The sequence below is a fragment of the Collinsella aerofaciens genome, from assembly GCF_001405375.1.
GTDB lineage: Bacteria > Actinomycetota > Coriobacteriia > Coriobacteriales > Coriobacteriaceae > Collinsella > Collinsella aerofaciens_F.
This window is the reverse complement of sequence record NZ_CYYP01000008.1, coordinates 1-15,768: the sequence shown is the minus strand read 5'-3', so window position 1 is coordinate 15,768 and position 15,768 is coordinate 1. Positions and strand designations below refer to the sequence as shown.

10 protein-coding genes are annotated in these 15,768 nt (G+C 61.8%); 1 reads left to right on the top strand and 9 read right to left on the bottom strand.

From position 1 onward, the window contains the following. Window positions 1-8: 8 nt before the first annotated feature. From infB to ARB25_RS05210, 5 genes are all read right to left on the bottom strand, one after another. On the bottom strand, window positions 9-2,723 hold the full coding sequence (gene infB, locus ARB25_RS05230) for a translation initiation factor IF-2 (RefSeq protein WP_055286376.1): 2,715 nt from the start codon (window positions 2,721-2,723) through the stop codon (window positions 9-11). Window positions 2,724-2,814: 91 nt separating this feature from the next. Then, window positions 2,815-4,062, bottom strand: a complete 1,248-nt coding sequence (gene nusA / locus ARB25_RS05225) for a transcription termination factor NusA (protein WP_006234042.1) — start codon at window positions 4,060-4,062, stop codon at window positions 2,815-2,817. A gap of 1 nt (window position 4,063) precedes the next feature. Beyond that, window positions 4,064-4,558, bottom strand: a complete 495-nt coding sequence (gene rimP / locus ARB25_RS05220) for a ribosome maturation factor RimP (RefSeq protein WP_055286374.1) — start codon at window positions 4,556-4,558, stop codon at window positions 4,064-4,066. A 258-nt stretch (window positions 4,559-4,816) separates the two neighbouring features. Beyond that, entirely contained in the window at window positions 4,817-7,393 is a 2,577-nt protein-coding gene (leuS, locus tag ARB25_RS05215) for a leucine--tRNA ligase (RefSeq protein WP_055286372.1), read from the bottom strand. Window positions 7,394-7,652: 259 nt separating this feature from the next. Then, a complete protein-coding gene (locus ARB25_RS05210; protein WP_055286370.1) occupies window positions 7,653-9,164 on the bottom strand; it encodes an IMP dehydrogenase in 1,512 nt (503 codons plus the stop codon). Between the two features lie 193 nt (window positions 9,165-9,357). Here ARB25_RS05210 and ARB25_RS05205 point away from each other — a divergent pair, with 193 nt between their 5' ends. After that, on the top strand, window positions 9,358-9,708 hold the full coding sequence (locus tag ARB25_RS05205; RefSeq protein ID WP_055286368.1) for a winged helix-turn-helix domain-containing protein: 351 nt from the start codon (window positions 9,358-9,360) through the stop codon (window positions 9,706-9,708). 115 nt (window positions 9,709-9,823) lie between these two features. Here the strand turns inward: ARB25_RS05205 and ARB25_RS05200 are convergent, their stop codons facing one another. From ARB25_RS05200 to ARB25_RS05185, 4 genes are all read right to left on the bottom strand, one after another. Next, entirely contained in the window at window positions 9,824-10,813 is a 990-nt protein-coding gene (locus ARB25_RS05200; RefSeq protein WP_055286366.1) for a PLP-dependent transferase, read from the bottom strand. Window positions 10,814-10,909: 96 nt separating this feature from the next. Then, a complete protein-coding gene (locus ARB25_RS05195) occupies window positions 10,910-12,451 on the bottom strand; it encodes a glycoside hydrolase family 32 protein (protein WP_055286364.1) in 1,542 nt (513 codons plus the stop codon). A 107-nt stretch (window positions 12,452-12,558) separates the two neighbouring features. Continuing rightward, a complete protein-coding gene (locus ARB25_RS05190; protein ID WP_055286362.1) occupies window positions 12,559-13,959 on the bottom strand; it encodes a PTS transporter subunit EIIC in 1,401 nt (466 codons plus the stop codon). 183 nt (window positions 13,960-14,142) lie between these two features. After that, window positions 14,143-15,114, bottom strand: coding sequence for a LacI family DNA-binding transcriptional regulator (locus tag ARB25_RS05185; protein WP_253276058.1), 972 nt, complete (start codon window positions 15,112-15,114; stop codon window positions 14,143-14,145). Between the last annotated feature and the right edge of the window lie 654 nt (window positions 15,115-15,768).

Here is a 15,768-nt window from a genome sequence, read left to right as displayed (position 1 = left end):
GCTACCCCCTACTCGGTACGGGCAACCTGGTCGATGCGGTAACCCTCGATCTGGTCGCCGGGCTTGATGTCCTGGAAGTTCTCCAGGCCAATGCCGCCCTCGGAACCGCTCTTGAGGCTCTTGGCCTCGTCCTTGTAGTGGCGCATCGAGGCGATCTTGCCGTTGAAGACCACGATACCGTCGCGCACCAGACGCACGGAATCGGTCGCGGCGATCTCGCCCTCCTCGACGCGGACACCGGCGGCGATACCGACTTTGGGCACCTTGAAGGTGTCCAGGACGGTCGCGGTACCCGTGGCGACCTCGACCTCGGTGGGCTTGAGCATGCCGATACGGGCGGCGTCGAGCTCCTCGAGGCACTTGTAGATAACGTCGTAGCAACGGATCTCGACGCCCTCGCGCTCGGCAGCGGAGCGGGCCTTACCGTCGGGACGGACGCCAAAGCCGATGATGATGGCGTTGGAGGCGTCGGCCAGGACGACGTCGGTCTCGTTGATGGCGCCGACAGCGGAGTGGATCGTGTTGATGCGAACCTCGGACTGATCCATCTTGTCGAGCGAGTCCTGAAGGGCCTCGATGGAACCCTGGACGTCTGCCTTGATGATCAGGTTGAGCTCCTTGACCTCGGCGTCGGCAATGGTCTCGAAGAGGTTCTCGAGCGTGACGTGCTTGACGCGGCTCTGCTCCTCGATACGGGCCTTGAGCGAACGCTCGTCGGCAAGGGCGCGAGCCTCGCGCTCATCCTCGAACACGCGGAACTCGTCGCCGGCGTTGGGCACGGACTGCAGGCCCAGGATCTCGACAGCGTCGGAAGGACCGGCCTCGGTGACGGCGCGACCCTTGGGGTCGAGCATGGCGCGGACGCGGCCGTAGGTGAGGCCAGCGACCAGCGTATCGCCCACGTGCAGGGTACCGCGGGTCACGAGCACGGTAGCGACCGAGCCGCGGCCCTTGTCGAGCTTGGCCTCGAGGACGTTGCCGGAGGCAAAGGTGTCCGGGTTAGCCTTGAGCTCGAGCACGTCTGCCTGGAGCAGCACGGTCTCCAGAAGGTCATCAATGCCGATCTTCTGCTTGGCCGAGATGTTGACGAACATGTTCTGTCCGCCCCACTCCTCGGGGATGACGCCGTACTCGGTGAGCTCCTGGCGCACGCGGTCGGGGTTGGCGCCGGGCTTATCGATCTTGTTGACGGCGACGACGATGGGAACGCCGGCGGCCTTGGCGTGGTTGATCGACTCGACCGTCTGGGGCATGACGCCGTCGTCGGCGGCGACGATCAGGATGACGATGTCGGTCACCTTGGCACCACGGGCACGCATGGCCGTAAAGGTGGCATGACCCGGGGTATCGATGAAGGTGATCTTGCGGTCGTTGATCATGACCTGCGAAGCGCCGATGGCCTGCGTAATGCCGCCCGCCTCGCCGGCAGCAACGCCGGTGTGACGGATGGCGTCGAGCAGCGACGTCTTGCCGTGGTCGACGTGGCCCATGACGGTGACGACCGGGGCGCGCGGCTTAAGGTCGGCGGGATCGTCGTAGAACGAGAAGGTGTTCTCCTCCTCGGGGGTGATGATCTTAATCTGACGGCCCAGGTCGTCGGCAACGAGCTCGACAAGGTCGTCGGACATGGACTGCGTCATGGTGAGCGGCGTACCCAGCAGGAAAAGGCGCTTGATGATGTCGTTGGCGGGAACGTCGAGCGCCTCGGCGAGCTCCTGGACGGTAACGCCCTGGGAGACCTTGATGGCGTCGAGGTCCTCGGGGTTCACGCCCTGGGCCAGCGCCTCCTCTATCTTGCGCTCCTCCTGAGCCTTGGCAGCCTCGCGCTCGCGCTTCTCCTTGCGCTTCTTGCGGCGACCGGTGGACTCGCGAGAGGCCTCCTCGACGGCGGCACGAGCCTCCTCGAGCACCTTCTCGCGGCTGTACTCCTCGGCCTCGCGAGCCATACGGCTGTAGTGGTCCTCTTCGTTGTTGTGACCGCCCTTACGCTTCTTGCCCTTACCCTGCTTATCGGGGTTGGGGAAGTCCATGCCGGCAGCGACGTTGTTGCTGGCGTTGGTGCGATGGCTGTGCGAACGGCTCTCGGAGGCGTTGCGCTCGGAGTTGTTGTCGGATGCGTTACGATCGTTACGACGGCCACCGCGGCGGTCGTTGTTGCCGCCACGACGGTTACCGCGCTCGGCGGCGCGCTCGGCCTTGGCCTTGTCCTCGGCGTCCTTCTTCTCCTTGAGCACAGTCTCCTGTGCGGCGATCTGGTCAAGCAGCGAACGGAAGCGCGAACCGGAGTCGGAAGCGGGAACGGCGCGGCGCTGGGCCTCGCGGGCAGCCTCCTCCTTCTCGCGGGCAAGGCGCTCCTGCTCGGCCTTCTTCTTGGCCTCGGCCTCGGCGCGGGCAGCCTCCTCGGCAGCCTGGGCTGCGGCAAACTGGCGACGCTCCTCCTCGCGGGCCTTCTCGGCGGCGATGCGCTCGCGCTCGGCCTCGGCGGCGCGAGCGGCCTCCTCGGCGGCAGCTGCCTGCTCCTCGGCCTGCTTAGCGGCCTCGACTTCCTGAGCGCGGGCTTCGATCACCGAGGCGAGCTGCTTGCGGACCATAGCGACATAGGCGTCCTCCAAGGTGGAGGAAGCGGACTTAGCGGGAATCTTCATATCGGCGAGATGACCCATCAGTTCCTTGGAGGTCATGCCGAACTCTTTGGCCAGGGTGGACACACGGACTTTTGCCATATGACTTCACCTACCCTTTCTGGCACCTTGGGTGCCTAGAGACTGAACGAGCGTGAGAGACGCGCCAGGACCCACCCGGCGCGACCGCGCGCTAGATCAGGTCCTCCGCATCATCGAAGGCGTCGGTGTCGTGGACACCGCAGAAACGGGAGCCGGGACGAGCCTGGTTGCGGCACTGGATGCCGTCCTCGGACACGTACTCGCAGCGGCGGACGTCCTCGTCCTCCTCGTCACCGATCAGGTCGGCGGCGGGCTCCTCGTGAACGGGAACGTTCTTGAGGATGTCGGCGGCAAGGGTCTCGGACTTAATGTCGATGTGCCAGCCGGTCAGGCGCGCGGCGAGGCGGGCGTTCTGGCCCTCCTTGCCGATGGCGAGGGACAGCTGGTCGTCGGGCACGATGACGCCGGCGTAGGCCTTCTCCTCGTCAATGAGGACGCGAGTGACCTTGGCGGGCGACAGGGCGTTGGCGACGTAGACGGCAGGATCGGCATCCCACAGGATGACGTCGACGCGCTCGCCACGGAGCTCGCCCACGACAGCGCGAACACGGCTGCCCTTGGGGCCGACGCAGGCGCCCACGGGATCCAGACGGTCGTCGAGCGAGTGGACGGCGACCTTGGAGCGCTGGCCGGGCTCGCGGGCGATCGACTTGATCTGAACGGTGCCCTCATAGATCTCGGGCACCTCCTGCTCAAACAGACGACGCATGAGCTCGGGGTGGGTACGGGAGATGACAATCGGCGGACGGCTGTGCTCGCCACGAACCGGCTGCAGGTTGGAGTTGGGGTCGCGAACGTCGATGATCACGGCCTTGATGTGCTGGTTGTGCAGGTAGCGCTCGCCCATCGGACGCTCGTTGCGCTCGTTCTCGTAACGGCGCTGGTCGAAGTGCGGCAGCTCGGCCTCGACGCCCTCGCGGATCTTGACGATCGTGAAGTCGGGCGTGGACTGCAGCACGGTACCGCTGATGAGGTCACCGATGCGGCCGGAGAACTCCTCGTAGATCTGCTCGCGGGCGGAGTTACGCACGATGGCGTTGATCTCGGCCTTGGCGTGCTGGGCAGCGATGCGGCTCGTATTCTTGGGGGTGACGTCGATCTCCTCAAACTCGGTGAAGTTGCCCTCCTCGTCCATGGAATCGTCGATCGGCTCCAGGCGGTAGACGTAGATCTTGCCGGTGGTGCGGTCGATGGTCACCTTGGCGCCCCACTCAAGATGCAGGATCTCGGCATAGCTCTTGGCAAGCGACTGCTCCAGGCGGTCGATCAGGTAGAGCTGGTCGATGTGCTTCTCCTGGCAAAGCTCCATCAGGGCGGACATCATGTCGGATGCTGCCATCTTACTTTCCTTCCTTCGCGGGCTTGAAGTCGTAGGTGGGCTTCAACTTGCACTTTTTAACATCAGAGAAATCGAGGGTAACGGACTCGCCGTCCTCGAGCTCGAGGGTCACGTTCGTCTCGGTGGCGGCGGCAATCTTGCCGGCGTACTTGCGACAGCCCTCGGTGGCGGTGGAGGTGAGCTCACAGTTCTCGCCCACAAAGCGGGCAAAGTCGCACGGGCGGCGCAGCGGACGCGCCATGCCCGGGCTCGACACCTCGAGCGTATAGCTCGAAGAGATAGGGTCGAGCTCCTCAATCACATCGCCGACCCACTTGGTGTTGGCCGTGACGTCGTTGAGCGACAGGCTCTGACCCTCGGCACCCTCGATACGCACACGCACGCAGGGGGCCTTGGTGGCGCCCACGAGCTCAACGTCGACAATATCGACATCGTGCTGGGGAGCGACGGCCTCGAGCGCGTCGATGATCGCCTGCTCGGTCTTGGTCTTGACCATTGCGGCACCTCCATCCATACAAAAAAGAAGCGGGGCCGAAACCCCACTTCTTTCAATTACAACTTCATTTGCAAGCAAACTATACCAATAGCTGCAGAAACGTGCAAGCACAGTACGAATCTGCAGGTCAGCGTGCGCACAGCTTCTCCACAAGAATAGGACAATTGACCGAAGGCACCTAGGCAGGTACATGCAAAACGAGGGACTACCCAACCGGATCGCCCCTCGTCTTTTATGCGTCAGTTAAGCGCGCAGTGCTTACTTGACCACCAGGTTGACCAGCTTGCCGGGCACGCAGATGGCCTTGACGACCGTCTTGCCCTCGAGCCACTTGGCGACGGCGGCCTCGGCGGCAGCCTGCATATCCTCATTGGAGGCATCGCGGGCAACGTCGACACGACCGCGGACCTTACCGAGCACCTGGACCACGATCTGCACCGTGTCCTCAACGGACTCGGCCAGGTCGAACTCGGGCCAGGCGGCGGTGTAGGCGTTACCCTCGCAGCCGAGTGCCTCGTGCCACAGCTCGTCGGCCCAGAACGGGCAGATGGGGGCAAGGACGCTCACGATATCCTTGGCCACGCCGTAGCACAGCGCCTTGTCGCGAGCGGTACCCTCAGTGGCATTGAGGTAGGCGCTCGCCGCGTTGACGAGCTCCATGACGGCCGAGATCGCGGTGTTGAACTGGCCGCGATCGAAGTCCTCGGTGCACTTGGCGATGGTGCGGTGACGCTCACGGTAGAGCTTCATCGCGGTCTCGCCGAGCACGGACTTGTCGAAGGCCACGTTGGCGTCACCCGACTGGACGAGCTGCCACACGATACGCCAGGCGCGCTTGATAAAGCGGTTGGCGCCCTCGACGGCCTTGGGATCCCAGTCGAAGTCCTTCTCGGGCGGGGCGATAAACAGGATCGCCAGACGCATGGTGTCGGCGCCGTAGGGCTCGATAACCGAGCTCGGGGGCACGACGTTGCCTTTGGACTTGGACATGGTGTCGCCGTTCTCGTCCTTGACCATGCCCTGGCACAGCAGGTTGGTGAAGGGCTCGTCAACACTCAGCAGACCCAGGTCGCGCAGCGCCTTGGTAAAGAAGCGGCTGTAGAGCAGGTGCAGAATGGCGTGCTCGATGCCACCGATGTAGTTATCGACGGGCATCCAACGGTCGGCTGCCTCGCGGGAGAAGGGCAGCTCGGTGTTGTGCGGGTCGGTATAGCGCAGGTAATACCAGCTGGAGCAGGTGAACGTGTCCATGGTATCGGTCTCGCGCTTAGCCGGGCGGCCGCAGACCGGGCAGGTGGTCTCGTAGAAGTCCTTGCACTCGGCGAGGGTCTCGCCGGCGCCCAGGTCCAGGTTCTCGGGCAGCGTCACCGGCAGCTGATCCTCAGGCACGGGCACGATGCCGCAGTGCTCGCAGTGGATGGCCGGGATGGGGTTGCCCCAATAGCGTTGACGGCTGATGAGCCAGTCGCGCAGGCGGAACTCGACCTTGCGACGGCCGCAGCCCATGGCCTCGAGGTCGGCCACGATGGCAGCCTCGCCCTCGGAGTGCTTGCCGCCGCGCATGCCGGTGTACTTGCCGGACTGGACGAGGGTGCCCTCGGCAGCGTGAGCGCAATCCCAGTCGACGGTCTCGGCATGGAAGGTATCGATGGTCTCGCCGCTGGCCTCGACGGCAGCGCGATCGTCATCGTCCAGGATAATCGGCACGATCGGCAGGTCGTACTTACGGGCAAACTCAAAGTCGCGCTGGTCGCCACAGGGAACGGCCATGACGGCACCGGTACCGTAGTCGGCGACGACATAATCGGCAACCCACACGGGGACCTTCTCGCCGTTGACGGGGTTTACCACATAGCGGCCCGTAAAGGCACCGTGCTTCTCGAGAGTGCCCTGGGCACGCTCGACGGCAGAGATATGCTTGGAGTCCTCGACGATCTTGGTGACGGCCTCCTCGTACTCCGTGCCCTCGACGAGCTCGTGCAGGCCGGCGTACTCGGGAGCCAGGACAAAGAAGGAGACACCAAAAAGGGTATCGGCTCGCGTGGTAAAGACGGTGATCTTACCCTCGTCGCCCTCGATGGGCTCGCCGTCCTTGTCGCACAGGGTAAAGTCGACCTCGGCGCCCTCGGAGCGACCGATCCAGTTGGCCTGCATCTGCTTGACGCGCTCGGGCCAGCCGGGGAGCTTCTCCAGGTCGTCGAGCAGCTCCTGAGAGTACTCGGTAATCTTGTAGTACCACTGCTCAAGGTCGCGTTTCTCGGGCTCGGTGCCGCAGCGCCAGCACTTGCCCTCGGTAACCTGCTCGTTGGCCAGAACGGTCTTGCAGGTGGGGCACCAGTTGACCGGATTCTTCTTGCGGTAGACCAGGCCCTTTTCCCACATCTTCTCAAAGATCCACTGGCCCCAGCGGTAATAATCGGGGCTGCAGGTCTTGACCATGCGATCCAGATCGTAGGAGAAGCCCATGCGCTTCATCGTGGCGAGCGCCTGGTCCATGTTCTTATACGTCCAGGCGGCAGCCTGCGTGTTGTGCTTGATGGCGGCGTTCTCGGCAGGCAGGCCAAAGGCGTCAAAGCCGATGGGGTGCAGCACGTCGTAGCCGCGCATGCGGGCCTGACGGGCCATGGCATCGCCGATGGTATAGTTGCGCGCGTGGCCCATGTGCAGGTCGCCCGACGGATACGGGAACATCTCGAGCACATACTTCTTGGGCTTGCTCTCGTCGGTGTCGACGGCAAAGAGGTTGGAGTCCTCCCAGGCCTTCATCCACTTGGACTCAATGGCCTGCGCGTCGTAGGCAGGGATCTCGTCCTTATGATCTGTGCAATCGCACATATCAGCTCCTTTAATCTTAGCTGGGGTCGGGCGGCTTGGCTTTATTCGCTACTGCGGACAGTCCTGCGCAAGACGAAGAGCACATTAAGTGCTCTTCTTTGCGTGCGGAACTTGTAGCGAACAAAGCCAAGCCGCCCGACCCTAAGGTTAACTTGACTGATGATAGCAAATACGACAAGCGAGATGCCTGCGACTTGCGGGCATCTCGCTTTATCTAAATAACGTGGTTGAAACTCAACCTTTATGTGAGACTCTTACCTTATCGATAAGATACGGACTGCTGAGAATCCTTCACGACTACATCGTGGGCGCCGCCTTCGACGATCGAGGTCGAGCTCACCAGGGTCAGGCGTGCCTTTTCCTGGAGCTCGGGGATCGAGAGGGCGCCGCAGTTGCACATCGTGGACTTAACCTTGTAGAGCGTGCCGCCCACGCCGTCCTTGAGGGATCCGGCGTACGGGACGTAGGAGTCGACGCCCTCGACGAAGCTGAGCTTCGCGGCGCCGCCCAGGTCGTAGCGCTGCCAATTGCGAGCACGCGCAGAACCCTCGCCCCAGTACCCCTTCATGTACTGGCCGTTGACGTTGACGCGCTCAGTCGGGCTCTCGTCAAAGCGGGCGAAGTAACGGCCCAGCATCATAAAGTCGGCACCCATGGCAAGGGCAAGCGTCATGTGGTAGTCGTAGACGATACCGCCGTCGGAGCACACGGGCACGTAGACGCCGGTCTCCTCGTAGTACTCGTCACGGGCGCGGCAGACGTCGATCAGCGCGGTGGCCTGGCCACGACCGATGCCCTTGGTCTCGCGGGTGATGCAGATGGAACCGCCGCCGATACCGACCTTGATGAAGTCGGCACCGCAGTCGGCCAGGAAGCGGAAGCCCTCGGCGTCGACAACGTTACCGGCACCGACCTTGACGTCCTCGCCGTAGTTGGCGCGGATCCACTCGATGGTGCGCTTCTGCCACTCGCTGAAGCCCTCGGAGGAGTCGATGCACAGGACATCGGCACCGGCCTCGATGAGCAGCGGCACGCGCTCGGCATAGTCGCGGGTGTTGATACCGGCGCCGACCATGTAGCGCTTGTCGTTATCGAGCAGCTCGTTGGGGTTAGTCTTGTGACTGTCGTAGTCCTTGCGGAACACAATGCCCATGAGGTGATCGTTATCGTCGACGATGGGCAGGGCGTTGAGCTTGTTGTCCCAGATAACGTCGTTGGCAACCTTGAGGCTGATGTTCTTGTCACCCACGATGAGCTGCTCACGCGGGGTCATGAACTCGGAGACCTTCGTCTGGTGGTCATCGCGACTGGGGCGATAGTCACGGCTGGTGACGATGCCCAGGAGCTTACCCTTGGGAGTGCCGTCGTCAGTAACCGGCATGGTGGAGTGACCGGTCTTCTCCTTGAGCTCGATGACCTGCTCCATGGTCATGTCGGGGGTCAGCGTGGAATCGGACTGAACGAAACCGGCCTTGTGATCCTTGACGGCCTTGACCATAGCGGCCTCGGACTCGGCGCTCTGGGAACCGTAAATGAAGGACAGGCCACCCTCGGTAGCGAGCGCGACACCCATGTCGACACCCGAGACGGACTGCATGATGGCGGAAACCATGGGAATGTTCAGGGTGATTGCCGGCTTCTCACCGCGCTTAAAGCGGGTCAGCGGCGTCTTAAGAGAGACGTTGTTGGGGATGCACTGCGAGGACGAATAACCAGGGACCAGCAGATACTCCGAAAACGTGTGGGACTCACCGGGAAAGAACGTAGCCATGTTTCTCCTTTTTCCATGCGACCGGTCGGCTGCAGGCCTCGTAGGACCCAGCCCAACCTTGGGCGCCCAATACTGGGGAAGTATCTTAACGCACTTTGACTGCTACAATGCATGATTTAAGAAGAGCACACGAGGGTTTGACGCAGGCTTTGCGTTTGCCCAGCAAACACTTTAGCGGGGAGACGTGGAGCGTATGGAGTACAAGACGACGGCAAAGTTGGTCATTCAAGCGTGTGACAAAGATCTGCCGGGCGTGTTTGGTCATGGCTGCGTCCTGCTGCTGCAGGGTATTGCCCGCGAGCACTCGCTCAATCGCGCCGCCAAGAGCATGGGCATGGCGTATTCCAAGGCCTGGCGCATCGTGAACGAGGCCGAAGGCCAGCTGGGCTGCAAACTCATCGAGCGCGACGGAGCCCGCGGATCCACGCTCACCCCCGCCGGCGAGCGAGCCATCGAAGTCTACGAAACCCTGCAGGCAGAAATCAACGACATCATCGCCTCCAAAGCCAGCGGCCTCATCGCCAGCATCAACCAAAGTAGCTAATTTGGGACGGGGCTTTTTTAGCTACACAACCCCTTCTCATAAGTTGCGGTGAAATAGGGACTGTTTATGCTGTTAAAGCCGTAAATCAATCCATATTTCACCGCAACTTATTAAATCATCTTAGGGCGTTATCGAGATTAGCAGCTACGACTAGGGGGTTGTCGGTGCCGGCGAAGAGGCGGATGGTGCTCCCCTGCTTGCCGCGTGGGGCCGAAAGGCGAGTCGTCGCGCCGCCGGCGGGCGATGCGCGGAACTCCCCCGGCAAAGCGTCGAACAGCTCACCTGTACTACGCTCGATAAGGTCAAACTCAACTGCCGGACCAAAGCCGTGCTCGAGGATTCCCGTTGCAACCGCATGGTCGGGATGCGAGTTCAGTCCGGGATAGCGCACGTCGCGCACCATCTCATTGGCAGCCAAATACTCGGCCAGTGCACGTGCGCGGTCGAAGTGAGCCTGCATGCGGGCGTCGAGCGAGTCCAGCCCGCGCTCCAATACACCGGCCTCGTCAGCAGGCAAATCAAGCTTGGCCAAGCCACAGTCCTCAAGCAGGGCATGCGCGCACTCAGCCGCGGCATCCACGCGATGGCGCTTGAGCTGCGAGCGCGCGACCGATACGGCAACCAACTTGCGCGGAGCCTCACCGGCGCACACGCGGTCGAGCGCTTCGAGGGACAGCACAGCACCCAAACGCAGCGGATCGCAGCCAACGATGGAAGCCACGGTGTTATCCACCACGAGCAGCGCACGTGCCTCGCGAGCCGCGCGACCCAGAGCGCGGAGATCGGGCACGCGAAGACCAAACCCGCCGATGGAGTTGACGAACCACCAAAGGTGCGGCACCTCGGCATCAAACGAAGCATCAAAGCCCTCAGACGCGGCGGTAAACGCCGCAACCGACGGCTCTTCCACGAGCACAACGTCGCAGGTATCAAAGCCTCGTGCAAACGCTTCGGCAAAGTCATCGGCAAACGCAACCAGGCGATCGCCGGGACGTACAATCCCCAACAGAAGCAGCGCCGCCGGCACATGCGAGGCCGCAACAAGACGCGACTCACGCGCACTGGACCCCAAAGCCCAGGCCTCTTCTAGCTGTTGCACATCCACACGGCACCGCCCCTTCATAAACAAAAAACCACGATGCGGATGTTTCCCGCATCGTGGGCAACGGCTGCAGTATAGCGCCGATATGCGACGAATCGCCTAGATGTTGAGCGCGTGATAGGTCACGTTCGCGCCCGGAGCGTCAACGGTCACGCCATAGGCCTCGGGATAGATGCGCGTCGAAAACACGAGCGCACCATCGTTCACAAACACCTCGACCGACGAGACATCGCCAACAATGCACACGTTACGAACCTCGTCGACGGACTCCCAGCGCACAGTACGACCGCAGCCGGCAGAAGCGCGGCCCTCATCGGTAAATCGCATCTCAAAGCGCGAGGGCAGTTCATCACCAGCGGGCACAAACGCCAGTTTCAGCTCGCCATCAACGGTCGCGTTAAACGCGCCATCGACACCGTTGGCAACAACGTCAAAGCAGGTATCGCCGGCAACCTCCAACGAGCCATCCCCCACATGCACCGAAACATAATGGCGCCCGATCTCGCGCGCCGGCTGCTGCAGCACCACGCCGTCGGCACCGGCTGTAAGCTCGCGCGGCACCGTCATGCAGTGCTGCCAGCCGCACGCCACGGTGGGCGCGTTGCCATAGGTCGGCTCATCGGGCATGCCCATCCAGCCAATCAGAATGTGGCGACCGTCCTCGGTCGTGAACTCCTGCGGAGCATAGAAGTCAAAACCGGCGTCCCACAGGCGGAACTCGCCCAGCTCATAAGCGTCATTGCCACCCGTAATGTCGCCCGTTACAGGCATGTAGCCCGCTGCATACACATTGCCGCGGTCCCAACGACCGCCCTCGAGCCCCTGGGGCGAGAAGGACAGCCACTTCGCCGGCACACCACCATCCGCCTCAAGCTCAAGGTATCCCGGGCACTCCCACATAAAGCCAAAACGCTCGGACGTAGACACGCGGCTCTCGAGCTCCCAACTCAGCATATCGGCCGAGCCATACACCAGGATCTCGCCCACATCGCGCCCGGCACCTTCGCCGTGCATCGCACAAAAACGGCTCTCGACATGCGGCCCGTCCACGCGACGACGCGCGCCCAGCACCATGTGGTAACGCCCATCATCATCGCGCCACACCTTGGGATCACGCACGTGGCAGGTCAGATCGTCGGGATAATCCTCGGACGCCAGCACCACGCGCTTTTGGCTGAACCCCCGACCGGCAAGGCCATCAACGCTCTCCACATAGACGGTATCGGCGCGGCGGCCAGTATTGACGTAGTCGTACGTGCCGTCTGCATCGGAGAGTTTAACGTTGCCTGTGTACAGTACGCGAATGCGGCCGTCCTCGGCAAGCGCGGAGCCCGAATACACGCCATGGCAATCGAACGGCTCGTCGGGCAGCAGCGGGGCGCCAACATATTCCCAGTTCATAAGGTCGCGGCTTGTGGCATGGCCCCACATCTTTACGCCGCCGTTCACATCAAACGGGGCATACTGGAAGTACGCGTGGAACACGCCGCCCGCTTGGCAAAGACCGTTGGGGTCGTTGAGCCAACCCGCCGGCGGCATAATATGGAAGTGCTGGCCATACGCACCATGACCGCACTCAGAGGCAGCGATGTCAACAGCAGCAACCAGCTTTGCAAGGTCGCGACCAAGCGCATTAGACATATCAAAGTCCTAACGGATCGAAAGTTACAAGGCACCAGAGATCGGCGCCAGATGCTGGAAACACCCGCGAGCATACAGCCCGCGGGCATTCCCTTAATCAAAAGCTCTTAGGCCTGCTCGGAAGCCTTGGGCTCGTCCTTGTACAGGACAAACGAGACGGCAAAGGAAACCAGCGCGGCGACCGCAAACATGATCGCGTACTGTACGGGCTGGGCCAGGCACAGCAAGATACCGAAGATACCGGTAACGCCTGTGCCGGAAGCGGCGAGCGAAGTGAGCGCGCAGACCAGGGCACCGCAACCGCCGCCGATGCAGCCGGCGATGAAGGGCTTAAAGAAGCGCAGGTTCACACCAAAGATGGCCGGCTCGGTAATGCCCATGAAGGCGGACAGAGCCGAAGGAAGCGCCAGACCCTTGATCTTGGCATCGCGGGTCTTAAAGGCAACGGCGAGCGCGGCGCCACCCTGGGCGATGTTGGCAGCGCTGGCGATGGGCAGCCAGTAGGTCACACCGTACTGGGCGAGCTGGCCCAGGTCGATGGCGGTGTACATCTGGTGGATACCGGTAACGACCGTGGGGGCATAGAACAGGCCGACGATAAAGGAACCGATACCGAAGGGCAGGGTCAGCAGGGTCTGGATCAGACCGAGAATGGCGTTCTCGGCCCACACGAAGATGGGGCCGACGGCAACGAGCGTCACGAGCACGGTCACGAACACCGAGACGAGCGGGGTTACAAAGAGGTCGAACATCTCGGGAACGATCTTGTGCAGGCGCTTCTCGAGGAAGGCCAGAATGGCGCAGGCGATGACGATGGGGATCACATGGCCCTGATAGCCGACCCACTCAAAGCTGTACACGCCAGGAATGACGGTGACCATGGTCTGAACGCCCTCGGAGGCAACCGTGTAAGCGCTCTGCAGCGAGGAGTTGATGAACGCACCGCCGACGACAGCGCCCAGATACGGGTTGGCGCCAAAGGCCTTAGCGGCGGAGTAGCCGATCAGGATCTGCAGAATGCCAAAGGACGTGCCCGAGACCAGGTCGGCAATCTTGTAGATAAAGTTATTGGTGTCGAGCGCGATAAAGTCGTTGGAGGCCATAAAGTTGAGGGCGCTCATAATGCCCAGCAGCAAGCCCGAAGCCACGATGGCGGGGATGATGGGGACAAAGACATCGCCGAGCACCTTAATGGCACGCATAAAGATGTTCTGCTGCTGAGCCGCGGCCTCCTTGACCTCGGCCTTGGTGGCAGCCTCGACGCCGCTGAGCGCGATGAACTCTTCGTAGACCTTGTTGACGGTGCCGGTACCAAAAATAATCTGGAGCTGGCTCTGGGCCTCAAAGACGCCCTTGGCGCCGTCGATATTCTCGAGGGCCTCCTTGTCGACCTTGGCGTTATCGGCAATAACCAGGCGCAGACGCGTGGCGCAGTGTGCGGCCGAAACAACGTTGCCGGCGCCACCGATGTTGTCGAGCACCTCTTGGGCTGATTTGCGGTAGTCCATGACTTCCCTTTCCTCAAACGGGCGCACGTGCACCCGGCCATCTTTGACACTTACACTGTAATCGTTTTCAGTTTCATATGTCTGTAATCGTTTTCATAGTAGGGTGAACGGTAGGAAATAGCGGGCGAATGGTAGTTTTGAGACAAACATAAGGGCTCAGAGGCAGGCAGACGTGCCCAAAATCTAGACATTCATAAGCTGATGGCCGAGTTTGAGCGTCTTTAGACCGCTCTCCCCCTCCACGCCATCGAGCGTGTTGAGCAACATGTTGGTCGCCTCGACGCCACTGGTCAGGTAGCCATAGTGCACGGTGGGAATACCGCCCGTCAGCGCGCGCAAAAACGCGTTGTCGCCAAAACCGCTTACGCGATGCATGCCCTCGCCCACGCCGCGAACCTCATCGATGGCACGAAGCGCGCCCGCCGCCATGGTATCGGTCGCGCACGCGATAAACGAAACATCGGGAGCGACGGAAAGCAGTTCACGTGCTGCACCATAGCCTGAGTCGAGCGTAAACGAGCCCAGGCGAATCAAGGCGGCATCGAGCGGGTTACCCGCGGCGCGCAAGCCGGCCTCAAAACCGCGACGGCGGTCATAACCGGCCGCGCGGTCCTCTTCGGTAACTCCAATGTAGGCGATCTTGCCGTCCACGCGGCCCGCAAGCGCATGGCCCAGCTCAAAGGCAGCCTCGTAATCGTCGTGATAGACGCACGCCACGCCCTCGACATGTTGGCCGATCAGCACGATGGGCACGCGGCACGACTCAATCGCCCGACGGTGCTCGTCAGTAATCATAGTAGCCACCAGCACAATGCCATCGACCGGATGGTTTTGGAATAAATCGAGGTATTCGAGCTCGCGATCGGGGGCGTTGTCGGTGTTGGCAAGCAGCATCTGGTAGCCACGGCGACCGAGCACCTGCCCGATGCCCGCCGTAATGCGGCTCACGGATTCCGAGTTGATCTTAGGCACGATGACGCCGATGAGCTTGGTGGAACCGGTTCGCAGCGCGCGAGCCTGGCTGGATCGCACGTATCCGGTCAGCTCGATTGCCTGCTTAATGCGCTCGGCCTTGTCCGCCGAGATATATCCACCGTTGAGGTAGCGCGAGACGGCGGCGCTCGAAACGCCCGCCAGCTCGGCCACATCTTTCATCTTTACCACGAGCACCCCTGTCATTGAAATCGCTTTCACCATGATACCCGTGCGAGCGACCGCATGACGTAGTGATTGCATGATAGAGAAACGCGTGGAAACTAATGAGTCACTTGAGACACGTCGAGTGATAATCACTTCGCGGCCAGTTTTACCAGACGAGAATCACCCTGGCTGCATAATCGAAGAATACGCCCATGCAAAGATTGACCTGAGCAGAGCCTCGCGGACGTTTCCTAGAAGGCCTCGATGCCGAGCCTCGATGAAGCGCAGGACGGCCTCATGCCGGAGTTGCCGCATCAAGCATAGCCAACGAAGCGCGGGCGGGACGCCGCCAATGACCAACGCCCTAACAGTCAGTTACTCCTCCCCCTCCCCAACATTCCCCAGAAAGTTCGCTGTTGTTGACTGGGGTTCCCGTAAAAGAACCCCCAACAAAACATGTGCGGAGTGCTGGCCTGGAGCTGCCTCCGGGCCCTATTGGCTGCCCACCGAGAGGCTCAGCCATGAAATGGCCCCTTTACTACCAGCTCTGCGCGATTCGCGCACGTCCAACTTGGGTAATGTCGAGAAAGTTGGTGTAGCGCCCGATCCGAAGTGAGTCGGCCCGGCGTCCTGGAATCTGGAATACGGTTGATATCCTATGCCGCCTCG